This window comes from Shewanella algidipiscicola (genome assembly GCF_900380485.1).
Lineage (GTDB): Bacteria > Pseudomonadota > Gammaproteobacteria > Enterobacterales > Shewanellaceae > Shewanella > Shewanella algidipiscicola.
The window spans coordinates 22,150-42,210 of record NZ_OXJV01000018.1 but is presented as its reverse complement, the minus strand read 5'-3'; the positions used below and the strand labels follow the sequence as shown (position 1 = coordinate 42,210).

The following is a 20,061-nucleotide window of genomic DNA, read 5'->3' as shown; positions in this document are numbered from 1 at the left end:
CAGTGTTTTACCTTATCCGTAGACTGGCATGGCGTCTTATAAAAGAGCTTGTCGTTATTACATAGCATTAGCGGCAAACTTGGAGGCAGCACCATGTTTTTAGCACAAGAAATTATTCGTAAAAAACGTAATGGCGAAGCATTAACCACCGCAGAGATTCAGTTCTTCGTTAAAGGGATCACTGATAATAGTGTGTCAGAGGGGCAGATCGCGGCCCTAGGCATGGCGGTTTATTTTAATGACATGAATATGGATGAGCGTATTGCGCTCACCACGGCGATGCGTGACTCTGGTACCGTGCTTAATTGGGATAGTTTAGGGCTAAATGGTCCGATTATTGACAAACACAGTACCGGTGGTGTGGGTGATGTGATAAGCCTCATGCTTGGCCCCATGGCCGCTGCGTGTGGCGGTTATGTGCCTATGATATCTGGCCGAGGGCTTGGCCATACTGGTGGTACGCTAGATAAGTTTGATGCTATTCCGGGTTACCAAACTGAACCCGACAGTCAGCTGTTTCGGCAGGTGGTTAAAGACGTCGGCGTTGCCATTATTGGTCAAACGGGTGACTTAGTCCCTGCCGATAAGCGCTTCTATTCTATCAGGGATAATACCGCTACGGTTGAATCTATCTCGCTTATCACCGCTTCTATCTTGTCGAAAAAACTGGCCTGCAGCCTTGATGCACTCGCGATGGATGTCAAAGTGGGCAGCGGCGCTTTCATGCCGACCTACGAAGCATCTGAAGCATTAGCACGTTCTATCACCGCCGTTGCCAATGGCGCAGGAACAAAGACCACCGCATTATTGACCGACATGAACCAGGTCTTGGCGTCTTGTGCGGGTAATGCCGTTGAGGTGAAAGAGGCGGTGGACTTCTTAACGGGCGCGTATCGTAATCCCCGTTTATATGCTGTTACTATGGGGCTGTGCGCCGAGATGTTGCAACTGGGTGGCCTAGCGGCCAACGAAGCCCAAGCGCGTGACATGCTTAATCGCGTCCTTGATAACGGTAAAGCCGCCGAAATCTTTGGCCGGATGATTTCGGGTCTTGGTGGTCCGAGTGACTTTATCGAAAACTACGCTAACTATCTGCCACACTCAGCCATTATTCGTCCTGTGTATGCTAACCGTAGCGGATTTGCTACGGCAATGGACACTCGCGAACTGGGTTTAGCTGTGGTGACCTTAGGTGGTGGACGGCGTAAACCTGGTGATAAACTCGATTACAGTGTCGGGTTAACCCAAGTCTGTGCATTAGGTGATGAAATCACCGCCGATAAACCCATAGCCATGATCCATGCACAATCGGAAGATGCATTTGATGCCGCGGCGCAGGCCGTACAAAATGCGATTCATATTGGCGATACCGCGCCAGAAAAAACACCAGAGATCTATCGTTACATTCGTCAATCTGATCTCTAGGAGAGTAAACGATGAAAAGAACAGTAATTATGATGCTTGACTCATTCGGCGTCGGTGCAGCATCAGATGCACAAGCGTTTGGTGATGTGGGCTCAGACACCTTTGGTAATATCGCCAAAGCGTGCGCCGAAGGTAAAGCTAACGATGGTCGCGAAGGGCCATTAAAGTTGCCAAACCTTGTTAAACTGGGTTTAGCGTTAGCGGCTAAAGAGAGCACGGGCAAGATGCCACAAGGTTTCAGCGATGACGTTGAGATCATTGGGGCTTATGGCCATGCTGATGAATTAAGTTCGGGTAAAGATACTCCCAGTGGCCATTGGGAAATGGCGGGCGTGCCAGTGCTTTATGAGTGGGGCTACTTCAGCGATCTAACCAACTCTTTTCCGAAAGAGCTGACTGATAAGATTTTGGCAAGAGCGGGTCTGAGCGATTATTTAGGTAATTGTCACGCTTCTGGCACCGCGATTTTAGAAGAGCTGGGTGAAGAGCATATGCGTTCTGGTATGCCAATTTTTTACACCTCAGCCGACTCGGTATTCCAAATTGCCTGCCATGAAGAGTCCTTTGGTCTCGAGAAACTGTATGAGCTGTGCATTATTGCCCGTGAAGAACTAGAGCCATATAACATTGGCCGCGTTATTGCGCGTCCCTTTGTTGGCACTGGCCCTAGTGATTTCGCTCGTACTGGCAATCGCCGTGATTATGCGGTTGAGCCGCCAGCAAAAACCGTACTGGATAAATTGAAAGAATCTGGCGGCGAAGTGGTCAGTGTCGGTAAGATTGCCGATATTTATGCTCACTGTGGCATTACCCAAAAAGTGAAAGCGACTGGCTTAGAAGCCCTATTCGATGCGACACTTGAGCAAGTTAAGCTGGCGGGTGACCGTACTCTAGTCTTTACCAACTTTGTTGATTTTGACTCTCATTACGGTCATCGCCGCGATATCGCTGGCTATGCTCGTGCACTGGAGTATTTTGACAGCCGCTTACCTGAAATATTGGCACTGCTAGATGACGATGATTTATTACTGCTGACTGCCGATCACGGTTGTGACCCGACCTGGCCTGGTAGCGATCACACCCGTGAGCGTGTACCGGTATTAGCCTATGGCGCCGGGTTAACCGCAGGCTCGCTTGGGCTGCGTAACAGTTTTGCCGATATTGGCCAGAGTATCGCAAGCTACTTTGAGCTTGAACCGATGGAATATGGCACATCATTTGTAGGTTAATCTACCTGTAAATGGTCTAGAATTATTGATTTGGCGGAGCTGATTTTCCGCCAGTACTAGAAAGACTTAAGTCTAAAAAAATAGGGGTTAAATAGATGGCTACACCACATATTAATGCAGTAGACGGTGCATTTGCAGATACCGTGTTATTCCCAGGCGATCCACTACGTGCTAAATACATTGCTGAAACTTTCCTTGAGAACGTTGAGCAAGTCACTGACGTGCGTAACATGCTAGGTTTCACGGGTACTTACAAAGGCGTACGCATTTCAGTTATGGGTTCAGGCATGGGTATTCCTTCATGCTCAATCTATGCAACTGAATTAATTAAAGATTATGGTGTTAAAAACCTAATCCGTGTTGGTACCTGTGGTGCGGTAAGCACCGACGTTAAAGTGCGCGATGTGATCATCGGTATGGGTGCTTGTACTGACTCGCAAACTAACCGTCTGCGTTTCAAAAACCAAGACTTCGCTGCAATTTGTGATTACAGCCTACTAAGCGCTGTAGTTAAAGCTGCCGACGCTCGTGGTACTAAGTACCGCGTAGGTAACGTATTCTCTGCCGATTTGTTCTATACGCCAGATCCAGAAATGTTTGACGTAATGGAAAAAATGGACGTACTAGGTGTCGAAATGGAAGCGGCTGGTCTATATGGCGTCGCGAAAGAGTTTGGTGCTAAAGCCTTATGCGTTGTCACCGTATCAGATCATATCCGTACCGGTGAGAAAACTACGTCAGAAGAGCGTCAAACTACCTTCAACGAAATGATTGAAATGACATTGGAAGCTGCAATTACTCTGTAATTGGCTCAACCACTTTTAATCGATTAAAACGGGCCCTAGTGCCCGTTTTTTTGTTGCCCATATTAAACTAATTGCGTTATCGGTGAGCTGATATCGGACGTTAAGCGCCTTGCAGCAAGCTATGTAGGTGAGCCTGAGAGTTAGCGTTAACCTGATGTCTGATTTAGGTGACGTTAATCAGATTTGTTTGCCTGTGTTTTAGCGTTATCTGGTGTGGACTTCTTAGTTGGTTCAAGTTCAGACTCTGCTTGTGGTGCCGTGTCAGATTGAGCCGCGTTGGGGCTCGCTTTCCTGTCTGCCGAGAGGGCTACCGCCAATTTTTTTCCGAGCCTACTTTTGCTCTTCAAACGATCGAAGTGGGCTCGCTTAAACGATAATGCCCGTGATAACAACATGCCAATCAGCCCGGCGATGATCAGCATCATCTGTTGTTGCTCCATATTGAGCTGATGCGCCTCTTTAATTTCGTTAAAAAACAGTTCCGGCACCAAACGCACCTCTACATAGCCCAAATTTTTATCTCCTTGGAGTACCGCCTCAACATAAGGCGGATAGTCGGCTAATAGGGCCTTTAACTCTTCGGAGTCAGGATCTAAATCTTGCTTAGTCACGCTTTGCGCAAATGAGAGCCGTTGGCCTTGTTCACTATAAATAGCGGCAGACATGACTTTAGGATCCAGTACTAATGCACTGGTTAGCCACTGAAGTTGTTCATCATTTTGCAATTGCAAAGCAGGTCCAGCACCATAAGCGGTCTGTTGCACTAGTAATCGTGCCATCTTTTGCGTTTGGGACTTTAGAAGCTGCTGACCTTGTAGTAGGCTTGTTTCCCATAATTGAAATAGGCCCACCATAAGCACTAGCGCAATGCCAATTTGCAGTAATCGCGATAGCCGCTGGGTTTTTTTGAGTCCTTTAAGAAAAAACACTTTGTACCTGAAGATGATAAGGGTTTGATTAATCATAATTGATTATGGTTAAACCCGATAGCCGGAGATGCAACACCAATGGAAAGTCAGCACCAAACTTCACTGTTTTCGTGGCTATATGAACAGGCCTGTGACCAGTTTGAATACCAAGGTAAGCCGTTTGTTCGCCATACGGAGGCCGAGGCGCCAGAGAGGACTTTGCGAGTTCGTTTGGTTTATGAGGTTGTCGATCTTGAGGCGTCACTCACCGATAGCCTTATGTCGCTGCCTTCGTTGGTGAGCATGGCGACTATCCAACGTCCGTTAGGACTTTGGTGTGTTGAGCTGTGTTTAAATTCGCCTTTAACCGAAATGCAGCGTGCTCTCTTATCCGCCTTACCTAAACTCGAGGTGATTGAGATGCCCAAACAGCCAGTCAGATTAGATCTCCCCGGTTTATTGGTCATGGACATGGACTCCACCGCCATTGAGATAGAATGTATCGATGAGCTGGCGAAAATGGCGGGTGTCGGCGAGGCGGTGGCTGTAGTCACAGAGCGAGCCATGCAGGGTGAGCTTGATTTTGAACAAAGCTTACGCGCTCGTGTGAGCCAGCTCGCCGGTGCCGATGCGAGCATCATAGATAAGCTATGTGCCACGCTACCTCTGATGCCGGGTCTTGAAGCCATGATAACCCTGTTACAAGCGTGCCAATGGCGTTTGGTATTAGCCTCGGGGGGATTTACCCCATTTGTCGGCCACCTTAAAGACTCGCTCGGGTTAGATGCAGCCTATGCTAATGAGCTGGTGATCGAAGCGGGTACCCTTAAAGGTGAGGTGCGTGGCACTGTGGTAGATGCACAATTTAAGGCCGACACCGTAGCACGCTGCGCAACGCAGTGGGGCATAAAAGCGGGTCAGCGCTGCGCCATTGGTGACGGTGCTAATGATATCCCTATGGTGCAAATGGCCGACTTTGGTATCGCATTTCATGCCAAGCCCAAATTACGTCTTGCTGCCGATGCGGCTATAACGCATTTAGATTTACGTGTTTTACCTTATATGTTGCTCGATCTTAGCGAGCAATAATAAATAAGGTGGGGGCGCTGCGACTGAGTATCGTCCCTATTATTTCCCCAACGTGCCGATAAGCGCTGAGCTTGTTATTTAGCGCTCATATTATTTATTGCAAGCTCACCGTTTTAATCAGAGATTTATTGCCTGATCTATAAGTTAATTTTTTTAAACAAGTGTTTACTTAGCGCGATCCAGCTGTGCGGTTTAAGTTAATTTGCTTGTTTTAGCTCATATTTGTCAGTAGCTTAGTTAAAATTCATTTTTAGTTGATGCCATTTTGAAACTAATGCAGCAATCGCTTTATATTCCCTATCGTCAAGGTCAGTTACACCTTAAGCAGCTTAAATTACCCGATGCCGATATGAGTCAACCGCCAATATTGATGCTCCATGGTGCCATGTCTAATGGGCGGGTGTTTTATAGCGATAGCGGCAAAGGTTTAGGCTGTTATTTAGCTCAGGCAGGGTTCGTGGTGTATGTACTGGATACCTTAGGCAGAGGCTTAAGTACGCCCAAGCTCGCCGCGGGCGCCAACCATGGCCAAGGTGAGGTGATCCGCGAGCAGTTGCCGTTAGTGCAGCACTATATTTTGTCTCAGCACCCACATGCTGGCAAAGTGCATTGGTGCGGTCATTCATGGGGCGGAGTCTTGATGGCCAGTGCGATTGCTCGTTTCGATTTTTTTCAGCACAGTGTGGCCTCATTACTCACTTTTGGCAGTAAACGTGCCATCAAAGTGCGCTCGTTTAAGAAGTGGTTGATGGTCGATGTGGCGTGGAATACCCTTGCACCTGCCATTGCGAAAGGTCATGGGTATCTGGCTGCCGACCGTTGGCGCATGGGGATGGACAACGAGAGCAAAGCATCACTCGCGCAAAGTATCGATTGGGTGCGAGGCGATTGGATAGATCATGATGATGGTTTTAATTATGCAAAGGCGGCTAAGCAGTTAGGGTCTAGTAAAGGTTGGCCCAAAGCTTGGTTTATTGCCGGTTTAGGCGATGCGGTACTGGGTAATCCCGCTGATGTACAGCGGATGCTCGCCGAGTGTCACTGCCATGATGTTGAATATACCTTGTTATCTAAAGCCAACGGCTATCGCCATGATTATGGCCACGCTGAAATGCTCACCCATAAAGATGCCTGTGACGATCACTTTCCACTGGTGCTCAATTGGTATCTATGTGCAAATGGTGCCGATAAGTGAACTTACTAGGGGGTGTTGAGCCATTAATGTTTAATCGGCTGGGTAAGTTCATGATAGCGGCTAGGGTAGCGTAATAGTACCTCGGCTGTAATATCGAGAAATTCCCCAACACCTATGATCCGCCACATCAATTGTTCTAGCTGCGTGGCTTTGTGATGCGCGTGTAGGCTTATGTGTTCTAACTCGCGCTTAATGTAACTCAGATCCGGTTTTGCTGTCGCGCCGCGATAAACCCGCAATGCCATAAATTTACCTAAGTGTTGACTTTGGCGAATAAAATGAATTTGCGCAGCTTCATTGCCAATATCTTGTGGGGTAATGCATTTTAGCTTTATGCGTCCCTGAGATTGCCTTGAAACCTGTAGGAAGACTTCAAAAAAGTTGAGTCCATCTTGGGGCTTCAGCTGACGTATAGGGTCGATAAAGTCACGTTTAAGACGTCCGTTATCCAGTACGCTGGCCAGATTATATTGCAGCGATTGCTGTGCGGTAGCGGCAAATAAATCAGCGATTTCATTAGCATGCTTACTTACACCTAATACGCTTAATGTCGCCGACTTGGGATTTTTTTCGATAAAGTAAGGTACAGACACAAGATCGCGCATGAGTAAGTTTTTTAATCCATCTGACAACTCTTTCATGTCGCCATTGGCTTCAGTTAATTTTTTTAGTTTATCGCGATTGGTTTCGATTAATCGGTTTAAAAAGGCGACGCCGACATGTTGAGTGTGACCTATCATGGCGGCTAAATGTATGGTAACGCCGTTTTTACGGGTGCGGATTAATCGGTATGGCAATTGCGATAACTTGGTTGTACCCGCTAAAGGTTGCAATTTGGGAAAGCTCAATAGTAAGGGTTCGCTGCTGTCAAAGTCGGCTGGGTCATCTAGGTTAACCTGTAGGCCTTTGCCCGAGATGTCTAAGGTAAAACCGGGGACCGACTGCTTGCCTTGGCTAATGTTCACCTGAGTTTTAAACGAGAATCTGGCTTCATTACGCCTTTCGGTAAACTGGAGTGACAAGAGCTTAATTTGGCTTTCGTTGATTTTTTGTTGACCAAAAGGTTTGAGTTCATTGACCTCTCGTCCTTGAGGTTGCCACTGACGGTAACGATCTAGCATCTCTTCATTAGTCAAATCGATTAGCTGTAACACATGGGTAAAACGCTTAAGCTGTGCCTCTGTGAGCGCTGAATAATGGCTACTATCACCAGGCAAAATGCTCGATTTATAAGAGGTTTGATGATCGACTTGGTGACTGACAAGCTTAAAGATGCTCCAACTGGATTTACTGGCACCAAAGTGGATAAACAGTCCCAGCAGATCCTGTTCTAGCAGCTCAGCTAAAGTGGCTGAGTAAAAAAAGATATTGCCTTGAGTCTGAAAGGTAAAGCAAAAAAATAGTGCGTGCGTTTCATTATCTGGGTGCTTAATCAAGGCATTGAGCCGTGATGGCGTGAGCATGCCAGACAGCTGGCTAACCTCTTTTTCATCGATAAAGAAGTGTTGTAAACGCTGATTATCACGACTAAGTAACTTATGAGTTACCACGTATTGACCATCGATTTGCTCGACATATAAGGGCAGGTGCGGCAGATGTGGTAAGTAGTGACGTTCAAACCCCAAGCCACTGGCCGCCACTAAAATATCGTTAATATCGACCTTGTAGCGAAACTTATAACTGTGGATCAGTTTGCCTAACATGTCGGATAACGCATCGCTACCACCAATGCGCTTAAGGCGTAACCAACTGTATTCGTGATTGCTCTCAATATCGACCACTTGGTAGTCGACCCCTTGTTGTAAGTCTTGAAAATAGTACTCGTCACTAAGCTCTAACAGTTTGACTCGTATTGGTTTGTCGGTATTGAGCCCATGTTCTAGCGGCAAGCGGACCCGGGCGCCACCCACTGATAAATCGACGGTAATACCACGGATCTCGCTTAACGGTGCTTGAATGACGCCGATGCGAATGGAGTAGTTCATGCGCTCTTCGCTGCGGCTAAAATAGCTACCTAATACCGTGCCTGAGGCGAGATAAGGGCGGGGGACAACTTGTTTTTCGATTCTATTATTGCGGGATTTTTGGCATCTTAGTTTATGGGCACTCATCACTTGCTCATAGACACCAAGGGTATAATGGCCTTGATATAGAGCGAGGGCTTCGATAAAACTGTTTTTGGCTGGAGTATCGATGAAGTGGCTCTGTTCGCCGCAGGTAAAAGTCTCGCAGGGTAGCTCTGACTTGTCTCTTAAATCTATGATACGAGTGCATAATGAGGAGAGCCGTTTGAGTTCCATCTTGAGCAAGAAACGCGTAGAGTTCGACTCTTGCGCGGTCAAATTATCGAACAGCTCATCGAAATTAGTTTCCATGAGTAAAGGTTTTAGCTGTTCAATCAATGCGTTGTGTTGCTCAAAACTCATCGGCGGTATCTTTTTAAGGTGCGAAATGATTCAGTGACGACTAATATTGTGTCGGCAGCAAGTGGGAAAACTTAATAGCCTTTTGTTTATTAAAACAAATTTTTTTGGGCGCGAACACTGATGATTATTATTATCGAAACAGTGTAAGGCATTATGGTCGACCAGTGCGACCGATTTATATCGAAATACGGCATTAGAATTGATTATGGCTAAGAATAAAACAGCGTATGTATGTAACGAGTGTGGTCAAGATTTTCCGCGCTGGCAGGGACAATGCAGTGCCTGTCATGAGTGGAATACTATTACTGAGGTGCGATTAGCCCCAAGTAAATCGGCTAAAACATCGGTATCGGGGTACGCTGGTGCGGTGGGCGGTGGCTCGAAAAAACTCAGTGAAGTGGAGGAGTTTGAAGCCAAAAAAATGCTCACGGGTATTGGAGAACTTGACCGGGTGTTATGCGGCGGTTTAACCACAGGTTCAGTGAATATTATTTCTGGCGATCCAGGGGCGGGTAAAACCACGATATTGTCCGACTTGGTGTCACGCATGTCGCAGATCATGCCGTCACTCTACTGCACCGCTGAGGAGTCGCTATCGCAGTTTAAAAACCGGGTTAATCGTCTCAAGTTAAACTGCAATGAAGATAACTTATACTTGATGGCCGAAACCAGTGTCGAGGCGATTATTGCCGAGCTTGAGGCAAAGCAAGTTAAGTTTGCGGTGATCGACTCGATTCAGGCGGTGGTGACCGACTTAGCCAATGGTAGCCCAGGCTCGCCTTCGCAAGTCAAAAGTAGTGCTCAGGCGCTGACGCAATATTGTAAGCAAAATAACGTCACCATGTTTTTAGTGGCGCATGTGAATAAAAATAATGAAACCGCAGGGCCGCAAACCCTGATCCACATTGTCGACTGTCTAACCCATTTAGAGTGCAATGATGGCCAAGTGCGTACCCTCAGAGCCAATAAAAACCGTTTTGGTGATGTCGATACTGTGGGTATTTTTAAGATGACCGAGCGCGGCATGATAAGCGTGGATAATCCCAGCGAAATCTTTCTGTCGGGCTCCACGACCGACTCGCCGGGCGCAGCCATCACCTGTATTCGCAAGGGTAATCGTAACTTGTTGTTAGAAATACAATGTTTAACAACTGAAACGGAAGGGGAGTTCCCGCAGCGGGTGTGTGTCGGTTTGAATATGAACCGCATTAAGATGCTTACAGGCATATTGCGTAAACATACCCGCACTAAGATTTTTCATGACACCTATTTTAATCTTGTTGGCGGATTAAAAATCGATGAGTCAGAAACCTGTATCGATTTGGCGCTGGTTGCGGCATTGCTGAGTAGCTTAAATGATTTTGTGGTGCCCAGAACTACCTGCATCATGGGTGAGCTTAGCCTCAATGGTGATGTGCGCCCCATAGACAGTGGTGTACCGCGGGTGAAAGAGGCGGTGCAACATGGGTTTACTGAGATCTATATCCCGTTTCGAAATTACCATAAATCGATGGAAGGCTTAGGAGCTAAGATCCACCCCATAAAAACGATTCATGAGCTACTCGAGTTGATTCACTAGTGGTTTATCGAGTCACCGGTTATAGCATTTGACTCGCAGATTGTGTTGGCAAAGATATGGGGCGAATCGCTTAAGTAACTGCGCGTGACATCAAAGTGACGCGCAGTTACTGGATAAGCGAATCTTAACCTAAGCAGAAACTGAGTTCAGTGACAGGGCTGAGCTCGCAAGGGGCTTCAAGCTGATGCCATGACGCCGATGTTGGTCAGTTATCAATCGTCACCTCAGGCCTCATTTGGCTATGGCTATTCAAGGACGCTATTCAGATTCGCTGGTGGCTTGTGGTTCAATAATCGACAACTTATTACTTAAAATCAGCGAATTAGGAATTAAGTGAGTCACTCCATCTCCTTTGATCGTGATATAACGTAAGTTCAAGTCAATCACTGTACCTTTAGAGCCCGTTACTTCAATGGTATTGCCCATTCTTATGGGTTTATAAAGTACTATCATTATCCCGGCGACTAAGTTTGATATCGCATCTTTTAAGGCGAAGCCAAGCGCAAAGCCAGTTAATCCTAAGCCTGCCACTAATGCGCCTACATCAAAGCCCATCTTTGACAGGGCTAATATGCTACCAATAAAAAGTAACATGGCTTTTTGCGAGTTAGAGATTAATCGAAATGATTCAGACGCAGTCGAATCGAACCGAGTCTCGACTTTTTTGAGTAGCTTATCAATAACCACACTTAAGATAAAAAATGCGGCAAAAACCATGATAGCGAGGATGATCTGTTGGCTCATTTAATCTGCTCATTTTATTAAAATAATGCCAGCTAATGCTGGCGAAATAACCCTAATGCGCAGTGTAAATGGCTTAAGCAAAACACTAAAGTAATTTTTAATCTTGTATTATCACTCAATAGCGCCTTGCTAAGGCGCGTTATGGCTCTCAATCAATTATCACTTTAATTATAGAGTGATTGCTTTCGTTGTTGTATCGTTCTACTGGCCTAAGCCATTTACCTTAGGCTACTGCAGAGGATTTAAGTTTGCTCGTGCACTTTTACAAACAGTTTAAGCTCACGGTTGAGTAGCTCCGCATCCCCTAAATTAAGTTCTAACATGCGCCTTAAGTGACTGATGCTATCAAGGTCGATATAGAGGCAAGACAAGCCCAATAGATCATCTTGTCGATGGCTCAATTGAGTTTCCATCGATACCACAACATCTGAGTCGCCCAAGGTAAAGCTTAATTGCAGGGGTTGGTCGTTTAGCGATAATCCGTCGGGTTGCTCTACAAGAGCGCCATTAAGGCTGAGATCATGGATTGTGGTTGGCCAGGTGTTTGGTCCCTGAGTGAGTGTCGCTTTCGCATCATATAAGATCCGCGAAAATTGGCGCCGTTCATTCATTATCTATCCTTAACAGCCTAAGCGCTGTAGGGGGCGTACACTATTGAGTAAGCATAAGCTAACATGCTCTACCTGTAAAAATCTTGTTTTACATTGATGATTTTTATTTAATCATGAGGTATTGCCGTGTGGCTAGTGGTGATTACTGGGTAAGTGGCTACTTTATGAGCTTAAGCCATGTTAAATAGGGGTTTTAAGTTACAGGTTGTTATTTAAACTCGCAGATTCACAATATTACTTATATGCTTGTAGGCAAATATGAAAAATTGTGAATAATGACGTTATTCTTAGGCAAATAACCGATTCAGGGCGGGTAATGGCTCATTCTCTTATGATTAATACAGTGCTGGTGGTGGATGACGAGGCGGTTATTCGTGCTCGGTTAAAGGGCTATTTTGAGAAAGAGGGCTATCGGGTGATAGAAGCCGAAGATGGCGAACAGATGTGGCAGCAGTTTTCTCGTCAACATGTCGATTTAGTGATGTTAGACATTAACCTTCCCGGGGTCGATGGCTTGAGTTTAGCGCGTGAGCTCAGAAGTCGCTCCGATGTAGGGATCATCTTAGTGACTGGGCGTGATGAAGCCATTGACAAGATCATCGGTCTCGAAATGGGCGCCGATGATTATGTAACGAAACCCTTTGAGTTACGTGAACTACTGGTGCGCGTTAAAAACCTGCTTTGGCGTATGTCATTGGTAAAAAAAGCGCAGCAAGAAACCATTGCCCAGCTAGAGTGTAAAGATGATGTGATTGAGTTCGAGGGGTATATCCTAGAGCTTAATAGCCGTAAATTAAAGTGCGGTGATGAGAGTATTAAGTTAACCAAAGCCGAATTTGAGTTGTTGGCGGCATTTTCGTTACACCCTCAGCAAGTGCTGTCTCGGGAGCGCTTGATGCAGCAGACCAGTCATCGAAATCAAGATGTTAATGACAGAACCATAGATGTCATTATTCGCCGCCTGCGCAATAAACTGCATCCAGAGCTGTTTGTAACCGTGCATGGTGAGGGATATCTGTTTGCAGCCAAAGTCGACAACTAGTTGTCGGTCCCCTTATTAGACGCGGTGACCCGATAGATGGGATAAAAATCGGCAGGGGCCAGGCTGTTACTCAACTGATGGGCTGAGGGCACCTCTTGGTGTAAGCCGATAATTTTTGGGCCAATATCACCAAATGCAGCGGCGCCCTGAAGTTCACGCACCACAATATCTATGGCCAGTTTGCCTTGTAATACCACCTGATCATCGGCGCTAAAAGCCACTTTTTGTCGGTAAAGCCCCCTAAGGACAGCGGGCGACAAATAACTGCTGACGAGAGTGACCTTGGTGTCCAGTTGCTGATGTTGCAATGCACCTATTGCTGCTTCAATGGCAACTGCGCTGCCTAGAATATAGTCCGGTACATGATCTTTAAGTAAATGATGCAGTTGGTCTCGATATAGGTTGCGATTATTATCGGCATGACGATTCGATGAGATGATAACTGGGCTATTGGCTAACGCATCAATGGCACCTTGTTCAACCCAAGTGGTGCCGCCCACTTTTTCGGGGCCTGTGAGCAATGCCAAACGAATATTATCCTTCGATGCAGTCTTGGTCAGCAATTGGCGGATATAGTCGCCGCCAATCCAGCCCATTTGATACCAGTTGACCCCAATGCGAGTGGTTACCAGTTCACTGTCAAGGCGATTGACGAGCGCAATAATTGGCTTATTGACCTGTCCTTGGTAGCCTCGCAGCAATAGCGGATCGACACTGCCAAGTAACACAGCGTCGAAAGCTTGTTGCATACAGTGTTCAAGCTGCGCCAGTTGGCGGTCTTTATTGTAATAACTGCCAGCTTCAAATAATTCGAGTTCAATTCCCAGTTGTGTGGCTTGGGTGACGAGTCCATAATCGATGCCTATCCAATAGGCATCTTTAAGATGCGGTACTAACACGCAGACGCGCCAAGGTTTTTTAGACGATAATAGAGCGGTATGTTCAAAAATGCTTGTCTGTTGCACTTTGGCATTATAGGGGCTGCGTTGCTCAAGTATCCATGGTCTATGATTGTCTGCAGTTGCTGGGTAACTTAACCATGGCAAGGTCAGTATGAGGTAGAGTAAGGGCGTTTTTAGGCGGCTCATAGAGTGATGCTCATCGATAGAGAGTAGAAGGGTAAGCTCATGGAACTGCATCTTAGTTTAACTTGCTTCATTGTAGTGTAACAGTTTGAGGAGTGTAGTGAGCGCGTTATCGTTATCAAGTAAAAGCTTAGTTGGCCGTTTAATGGTAGCGTTTAGTCTGCTAGGCCTGCTGTTGTTATTGCTCGTGACCCTAGGCAATGTGTCGCTTTATTGGGTTAAAGAGGCAGACCAATATCTCTATGAAGAGGCATTGCCAGCCTCCGAGGCTGCGCGGCAATTAATGCAGTCCTCCAATGCCTTACTGGATAATGCTCAAGGGCTAAAGCAGGTTGAGGAGGAGGCGCAGCGAGCATTTTTAGGTCGAAAATTATCATTAGAAGGCAGTAACTTACTGGGAGCTATTGCACGTTTAAAAACGTTAAATGTCGAAGACGATCGCCGTTTAGAACTTGCCGCGGGCGACATTTTACGTGATTTATCGCAATTAGGCCGTCATGTGGGTGAGCGTTTAACTTTGGCTCAAAAACTAAGTGAGCAGGGACAAGCATTAACAGACGCCGCCAGCCGTGCCATTGAGTTACTCGAGGCAGAGCTGGCTATTGTAGACTCAGCCGTACTGGCTAAATTAAGCTTGGCCTATCCACAAGTTGTTGGAGAGTTACAAACGGCTCATCTGCTCGACACCATCATAGAGCATGATCTCGATATTCAAGAACGACTTAACCGTGCCTTAGCGTTAGTGCATCATATCGCTCTAGTGGGGCAGTTACTGCAGTCGCCCGAGCAGCAACTAGGTTTAAATAAAGTGCTGAACAGCATGTCCAATCTAGTGCCCACAACGCGTAAAGTGTATCAAGTTGATCCTACAACATTGGCCGATTCGGCGCAGGTGTTGTCATTGACTCAAATAAATATGATGCCGTTGGAGCTGTTAAAGGGCTTGATACGTGATCCTGAACGCGCCATCGAGTTAGATAGAGAGTTAGCCATTTTACGCGGCGTGAGCCAAGGGCTCGCGTTGCAGCAAAGCTATGGTCAGGTATTAACGCAGCAAAATCGGCAGTTACTCAATTTAACCGAAAAACTGGCACTGTTAAATCGCTCGGTAGATGAGGCCATGCAAGCGCAACAAGCCAAAGCCACCGAGGCGCGGCAGCAGTTTTTACAACAACTGTTTTGGGCTAAAGCCGGATTATGGGGCACGGGGCTATTGATGCTGATCTTAATGCTGCTAGTGGTCTATCGAGTGATCTATCGTGGTATTGCACTGCGTTTAAATGAGGCGACCCATGCACTATCACGCCTCAGTCGCGGTGACACCTCTGTGGCATTAGACCCACACGGTGATGATGAGCTTACCGCCATGGCATCGGCTATCGAAGTGTTTAAGCAAAAGACGCGGCATAATCAGAATTTACAAGCTGAGCTTATCCAGCATAAAGCCTCGCTGGAAAAAACCATTCAAGCTAGAACCCAACAGCTTGCCGAGGCTAATCGTCAGCTCGACGCCGAGGCTAAGGGGCACAGCGCGGCAAGGGTTATTGCCGAGGAGGCCAGTAAAGCTAAATCGTTATTCTTAGCCACGATGAGTCATGAAATTCGCACGCCGCTCAATGGGTTATTAGGCACTTTAACCCTGCTGGGACAATCGCCGTTGCCCACAGCGCAGAAACAGATGTTGGCCTTGTCGCAATACAGCGGCACGCTGCTGCAAACGGTGTTAAATGATATTTTAGATTTTTCACGTTTGGAGCAGGGACAATTTAATAATGAGCCTCGCCCAGTCGCCTTGCCCGCGCTGCTCGACGACATCGTGGCCATTATGTTAGCAGGTGCCGGATTGTCAGGTTTATCGCTCAGGCTCGTCAGTGACAATGTGCCCGACTGGGTGTTGCTTGATGGACCTAAATTACGCCAAGTGTTGCTCAACTTATTGGGTAATGCGATAAAGTTTACGCCCAAGGGCGGGATAACCCTGCGAGTATATGCACAAGATCAGCGACTCTACTTTGAGGTGGCCGATACCGGAGTTGGTATCAGTGACGAGGATAAGGCGCAGCTGTTTAAGGTGTACGGTGACTTGCCCAATCAAGGTCGCTCGCGCGGCACAGGGCTGGGCTTAGCCATCAGTAAAGAGCTGGTGGATGTGATGAATCAAGAGGCAAGCGAAGATGCCGCGAGTGAGCACAACACCATATGGGTGCAAAGTGAGCAGGGGCAAGGCAGTGTGTTTGGTTTTAGTGTGCCGTTAATTCCCTGTAATGCGGAGATAGAAGCCAGTGGCGAAATCATCAACACAGTATCGAAGCAACGGGTGCTAGTGGTTGAAGATAACAAGGTTAATGCCATGGTAGCACAAGGCTTTTTAGCTCATTTGGGGCATGAAGCCGTGCTGGCGACCAGCTGCGCACAAGCGCTTAATTGTTATTATGCTGACGAACGAGGATTCGATGCGATCATGCTCGATATTCAATTGGGTGATGGGTCGGGATTTGAGCTACTTAGGCAATTAAAACCGATGGGAGAGGGAAAAGCCTCACCGATTAAGTTTGCGGCATTTACCGCCCAGCTGCAACGCGAGGACGTTGTCAGTTATCAGCAAGCCGGTTTCGATGTGGTATTGGCCAAACCGCTAAATATGCAAGCATTGATGAGTTGGATCGGTGTGGTTGCAGCCAAAGATGCCCCTACAATGCCAGATGAGCCAGTCAAGCAAGCAGGTGAACACACAGCTAATATGGCAATAGCAAGAGATGCAACACTGTCTTACCAGTTACTCGATCAGCGCCAGTTAGATGAAGATAGGCAATATATAGGCAAAGCCACTCTAGTCGAGATGTTTAACTTGTTTCAAACCTCGAGCCGCGAGCAGCTAGCTCGTTTAAGCGCGTTACCCGAAGATGCTGCTAAATGGCTGCATGGGTTAAAAGGCAGTAGCGCGAGTATGGGGATGTTAGCCTTGATGAAGCAGTGTCAATGGCTCGAAACGCAAGTGGCAGCTGGAGCAGCCTTGAGTCGTGAGCAGTATCAACAACTCGAAGCCTTATGGTCAGCCTCGTTGGCAGCCATGACTACTGAGTTAGATAAAGAGGTGTAATTAACTGAATAGGTTCGAACTTCATCAGACAAAACGCCTCAGCCGAGCGCGATCAAATCTAATAGTCGTAGGGTGTTAGATTTGCTCGCTCCTGATCACGAGCGGACATTCAGGTATAACTCGTTTCTGCCCCAAAGTGTGCCGATCTTGGAATGAATCTTTAGCATTTTTTGGATTAGCTTTAGTAGCGTTCGGCTAAATCTTTTTGGAAAGTGTGTTTGAAATCTTATCTTCAAAGTAGTTAATTGCTTGCAGCAGGCTTATGTGTAGATACTTCTGCTCCACGGTGAGTGAAGCGTAGCTTCGAGCCCACGAACGAGAGACAGGGTGAGCTTGGCGACAGCCATATACTCGTGAACGAGAGACAAGGATGTCGAACTGGCTTTTGTATATGGATATATTTTGTCGAACTGGCTTTTAGATAGGGATATCGTTGTGAGCCATCCTTGGAGGCTCGACGATGGCATCCCTGCCATCAACGTTCGCAGCTGCATCTACACTAGGTTATTTTCTCTCTTCGATTTGACTTTATTTGGTGTGAGTGGCGAGTAGAAAGCTAACATTTTGCCCCAAAGTTTGATGGCCTTGAAATGAAGGCTTGGCATTTTTGGGATTAGCTATAGTAGCGTTCGGCTACATCTTATTTGTTAAGTGTGTTTGAAGGTCGAACCTTCAATGTGAGTTAATTGCTTGCCGCAGGCTTTAGGTGTAAGCGCGCTTTTGGCTCGCCGTGAATATATCCCTATACGCTCCACGGCGGCATCCATGCCGCCAAGGGCCAAAACCGCGCTTACACCTGTACTCATCGTCTCTTCGATTTAACTTCATCTGGTGTGAGTTGCGAGAGAAAAAAAGTGAAAAGCACAGATTAAGTGCTCGATAAGTATCCGTAGATTCAGTAAGACCTTGCTATGAACATCAGTGAGGCAAAGGCCTGCGGTCTTAGTGGCATGAATGGTTTAAAAAGCACGGTTAATCACGAGTCTTTGCCGTGAAGAGGCGCTAATGAAATATAAAAATACTAAACAAGACCAATTGATTACCTTACCTAAGCTCAAAAAAACGACTATCACAGAAAAGCAAACTCCTATAGCGTAATGCATACCAAATACATGGATGTGGCAGCGGCCAAGTCCAACAAGCGATTTATGCCTTGCAGACAGCGCAACACATAAATACTAAGACGTTTTATTTAGAAGGAGCCTGAGTGCATGATGTGTAATCCGAAGATATTTAAAATCGCGTCAGGGCATCTGTGGATCGCTGAATGTGCGGAGGAAAAATCGATAGAGTTAGACGAATTCTATTTCGCTTATAAGGCAAATCTTGCGTTCTCAATTGAGTTGTTCCTGAAAAGTCTCGATGCAACTTCAACTGAACGGCTCATACTTGAAGTAGGTGATGCAAGAATTACCAGAATGTTCGCAGAAAGTCATCTACGCGACCATGATCTTAAGAAGCTATTTAACAGATTGGATCGTATTACTAAGGCTGATCTCCAAGCAGCATTTAAGAGTCATGAGTGTAACGTTTTCTGTCAAGAATTAGATGATGTTCTCAACAGTATTAGTGGGGCTTTTATTGAAAATCGTTATGCTTATGAAAGCGGTGGAATCACCCAATCCGACCCAGAGATTTTATTATGGACAGCACGCTTTTTCTACCGCGCGCTAAAAGATGGGGAAATATAACAGCAAGCAACGGACAACTTTCCGCTAGCGCTACAAGTTGCCCGCTGTTGCAGGCGTTATGCATATAATAATGACAACTTTTTTACCCGATAATGTCTTTATCAGTTACTCCTTTTTCGCATCTTGTTGTTCATTAGCAACAACAACTTTGCCAATCGTATTGCCTTGTTCAATAAGGGCGTGAGCTTTCCTTACGTTCTCAGCATTTATAGGTGAAAATTGTGCTTGAATCGTTGATTTAATAATCCCTTGCTCAACTAACGCGGACAATTCGTTTAATAACTCCCCTTGTTTATTTACGTCTGCTGTGTGATACAGTGAACGGGTAAACATAAACTCCCATATAAAACCAGCGCTTTTACTTTTTAACGGTTCCATATCCAGCGCTTGGTCGCTTTCAACAATACTGCAAATCATGCCTTGCGGCGCAACAAGCTGAGTCATCGCCTGCCAGTGACCTTGGGTGTCATTTAAACAAAGTATGTAGTTAATGCTATTTTCATGTAGTTGCTCTACTAAATCATCTCGATGATTAACAACCTTATCAGCCCCTAATGCTTGGCACCATGCGATAGTTTCAGGTCTTGAAGCGGTTGCGATAACAGTTAACTTGGTAAGCTTTTTAGCAAGTTGAATAGCAATTGAGCCGACACCACCTGCGCCGCCGATAATCAACAGATTACCCGTTGATTGTGAGCTAATACCTAATCGTTCAAATAAAGCTTCCCAGGCAGTAATACTGGTAAGTGGCAATGCGGCGGCTTCTGAGAACGTTAGATTATTTGGCTTTTTACCAACAATCCTTGAGTCAACCGCTTGATATTCGGCGTTACTACCTGAACGAGTAATATCACCTGCGTAAAAAACCTCATCACCGACAGAAAAACCAGTCACTTGTTCACCAATCGCTTCAACAGTGCCAGCAGCGTCCCAACCTAAAACTCTAGGTAATGTTTCAAGCTGTTCTTTAGGTGCTCGCACTTTGGTATCAACCGGATTAACAGAAACAGCGTTAACTTTCACCAGTAAATCGTAACCAGTAACCGAAGGCTTATCTATTTCGATGTCTTGTAGGGCTTGCTCATTTTCTATCGGTAAATACCGATATAGGCCAATTGCTTTCATATTTAA

General features: G+C 46.2%; 15 protein-coding genes. 9 read left to right on the top strand and 6 right to left on the bottom strand.

The window, feature by feature from the left end:
* Positions 1–93: 93 nt before the first annotated feature.
* The 3 genes from deoA to deoD all read left to right on the top strand — a co-directional run bounded on the left by deoA (position 94) and on the right by deoD (position 3,460).
* Positions 94–1,425 (top strand): thymidine phosphorylase, encoded by a 1,332-nt coding sequence (deoA, locus tag DN599_RS14055; RefSeq protein WP_110458226.1) that lies wholly within the window; start codon positions 94–96, stop codon positions 1,423–1,425.
* 11 nt (positions 1,426–1,436) lie between these two features.
* Positions 1,437–2,654 (top strand): phosphopentomutase, encoded by a 1,218-nt coding sequence (locus tag DN599_RS14050; protein ID WP_110458225.1) that lies wholly within the window; start codon positions 1,437–1,439, stop codon positions 2,652–2,654.
* Between the two features lie 95 nt (positions 2,655–2,749).
* Positions 2,750–3,460 carry a purine-nucleoside phosphorylase gene (deoD, locus tag DN599_RS14045; RefSeq protein WP_110458224.1) on the top strand — a complete coding sequence of 237 codons (711 nt, stop codon included), beginning with the start codon at positions 2,750–2,752 and terminating at the stop codon, positions 3,458–3,460.
* Positions 3,461–3,633: 173 nt separating this feature from the next.
* On the opposite strand, the gene DN599_RS14040 is transcribed toward deoD, so the two are convergent.
* Positions 3,634–4,425, bottom strand: coding sequence for a YtjB family periplasmic protein (locus DN599_RS14040; RefSeq protein WP_239473313.1), 792 nt, complete (start codon positions 4,423–4,425; stop codon positions 3,634–3,636).
* A gap of 42 nt (positions 4,426–4,467) precedes the next feature.
* Between DN599_RS14040 and serB the strand changes: the two genes are divergently transcribed.
* Both serB and DN599_RS14030 read left to right on the top strand, forming a co-directional pair.
* Positions 4,468–5,457, top strand: a complete 990-nt coding sequence (gene serB, locus DN599_RS14035) for a phosphoserine phosphatase SerB (RefSeq protein WP_110458223.1) — start codon at positions 4,468–4,470, stop codon at positions 5,455–5,457.
* A 274-nt stretch (positions 5,458–5,731) separates the two neighbouring features.
* Positions 5,732–6,652 (top strand): alpha/beta fold hydrolase, encoded by a 921-nt coding sequence (locus tag DN599_RS14030; RefSeq protein ID WP_110458222.1) that lies wholly within the window; start codon positions 5,732–5,734, stop codon positions 6,650–6,652.
* A 23-nt stretch (positions 6,653–6,675) separates the two neighbouring features.
* Here the strand turns inward: DN599_RS14030 and DN599_RS14025 are convergent, their stop codons facing one another.
* Positions 6,676–9,078, bottom strand: a complete 2,403-nt coding sequence (locus tag DN599_RS14025; protein WP_110458221.1) for a PilZ domain-containing protein — start codon at positions 9,076–9,078, stop codon at positions 6,676–6,678.
* A gap of 205 nt (positions 9,079–9,283) precedes the next feature.
* Here DN599_RS14025 and radA point away from each other — a divergent pair, with 205 nt between their 5' ends.
* The gene (radA, locus tag DN599_RS14020) at positions 9,284–10,657 is read left to right on the top strand and encodes a DNA repair protein RadA (protein ID WP_110458220.1); all 1,374 of its coding nucleotides are present in this window, start codon (positions 9,284–9,286) and stop codon (positions 10,655–10,657) included.
* A gap of 258 nt (positions 10,658–10,915) precedes the next feature.
* Here the strand turns inward: radA and DN599_RS14015 are convergent, their stop codons facing one another.
* Both DN599_RS14015 and DN599_RS14010 read right to left on the bottom strand, forming a co-directional pair.
* Positions 10,916–11,401, bottom strand: coding sequence for a mechanosensitive ion channel family protein (locus tag DN599_RS14015; RefSeq protein WP_110458219.1), 486 nt, complete (start codon positions 11,399–11,401; stop codon positions 10,916–10,918).
* Positions 11,402–11,643: 242 nt separating this feature from the next.
* A complete protein-coding gene (locus DN599_RS14010; RefSeq protein WP_110458218.1) occupies positions 11,644–12,012 on the bottom strand; it encodes a PilZ domain-containing protein in 369 nt (122 codons plus the stop codon).
* 331 nt (positions 12,013–12,343) lie between these two features.
* Between DN599_RS14010 and torR the strand changes: the two genes are divergently transcribed.
* Positions 12,344–13,054 carry a two-component system response regulator TorR gene (gene torR, locus DN599_RS14005; protein WP_110458217.1) on the top strand — a complete coding sequence of 237 codons (711 nt, stop codon included), beginning with the start codon at positions 12,344–12,346 and terminating at the stop codon, positions 13,052–13,054.
* Here the strand turns inward: torR and torT are convergent.
* On the bottom strand, positions 13,051–14,142 hold the full coding sequence (gene torT / locus DN599_RS14000) for a TMAO reductase system periplasmic protein TorT (protein ID WP_110458456.1): 1,092 nt from the start codon (positions 14,140–14,142) through the stop codon (positions 13,051–13,053). The genes torR and torT overlap by 4 nt on opposite strands.
* A 97-nt stretch (positions 14,143–14,239) precedes the next feature.
* Between torT and torS the strand changes: the two genes are divergently transcribed.
* Both torS and DN599_RS13990 read left to right on the top strand, forming a co-directional pair.
* Positions 14,240–17,239: a TMAO reductase system sensor histidine kinase/response regulator TorS gene (torS, locus tag DN599_RS13995; RefSeq protein WP_110458216.1), complete on the top strand. Its 3,000-nt coding sequence runs from the start codon at positions 14,240–14,242 to the stop codon at positions 17,237–17,239.
* A gap of 1,211 nt (positions 17,240–18,450) precedes the next feature.
* A complete protein-coding gene (locus tag DN599_RS13990) occupies positions 18,451–18,930 on the top strand; it encodes a hypothetical protein (protein ID WP_110458215.1) in 480 nt (159 codons plus the stop codon).
* Between the two features lie 105 nt (positions 18,931–19,035).
* On the opposite strand, the gene DN599_RS13985 is transcribed toward DN599_RS13990, so the two are convergent.
* Positions 19,036–20,055 carry a zinc-binding alcohol dehydrogenase family protein gene (locus tag DN599_RS13985; protein ID WP_110458214.1) on the bottom strand — a complete coding sequence of 340 codons (1,020 nt, stop codon included), beginning with the start codon at positions 20,053–20,055 and terminating at the stop codon, positions 19,036–19,038.
* Positions 20,056–20,061: the final 6 nt, after the last annotated feature.

What these genes read in the sequence shown, in the direction of transcription:
- deoA (WP_110458226.1), top strand. Translation starts at nt 94, where the DNA reads ATGTTTTTAGCACAAGAAATTATTCGTAAAAAACGTAATGGCGAAGCA.
- DN599_RS14050 (WP_110458225.1), top strand. Translation starts at nt 1,437, where the DNA reads ATGAAAAGAACAGTAATTATGATGCTTGACTCATTCGGCGTCGGTGCA.
- deoD (WP_110458224.1), top strand. Translation starts at nt 2,750, where the DNA reads ATGGCTACACCACATATTAATGCAGTAGACGGTGCATTTGCAGATACC.
- DN599_RS14040 (WP_239473313.1), bottom strand. Translation starts at nt 4,425, where the DNA reads ATGATTAATCAAACCCTTATCATCTTCAGGTACAAAGTGTTTTTTCTT.
- serB (WP_110458223.1), top strand. Translation starts at nt 4,468, where the DNA reads ATGGAAAGTCAGCACCAAACTTCACTGTTTTCGTGGCTATATGAACAG.
- DN599_RS14030 (WP_110458222.1), top strand. Translation starts at nt 5,732, where the DNA reads ATGCAGCAATCGCTTTATATTCCCTATCGTCAAGGTCAGTTACACCTT.
- DN599_RS14025 (WP_110458221.1), bottom strand. Translation starts at nt 9,078, where the DNA reads ATGAGTTTTGAGCAACACAACGCATTGATTGAACAGCTAAAACCTTTA.
- radA (WP_110458220.1), top strand. Translation starts at nt 9,284, where the DNA reads ATGGCTAAGAATAAAACAGCGTATGTATGTAACGAGTGTGGTCAAGAT.
- DN599_RS14015 (WP_110458219.1), bottom strand. Translation starts at nt 11,401, where the DNA reads ATGAGCCAACAGATCATCCTCGCTATCATGGTTTTTGCCGCATTTTTT.
- DN599_RS14010 (WP_110458218.1), bottom strand. Translation starts at nt 12,012, where the DNA reads ATGAATGAACGGCGCCAATTTTCGCGGATCTTATATGATGCGAAAGCG.
- torR (WP_110458217.1), top strand. Translation starts at nt 12,344, where the DNA reads ATGATTAATACAGTGCTGGTGGTGGATGACGAGGCGGTTATTCGTGCT.
- torT (WP_110458456.1), bottom strand. Translation starts at nt 14,142, where the DNA reads ATGAGCCGCCTAAAAACGCCCTTACTCTACCTCATACTGACCTTGCCA.
- DN599_RS13990 (WP_110458215.1), top strand. Translation starts at nt 18,451, where the DNA reads ATGATGTGTAATCCGAAGATATTTAAAATCGCGTCAGGGCATCTGTGG.
- DN599_RS13985 (WP_110458214.1), bottom strand. Translation starts at nt 20,055, where the DNA reads ATGAAAGCAATTGGCCTATATCGGTATTTACCGATAGAAAATGAGCAA.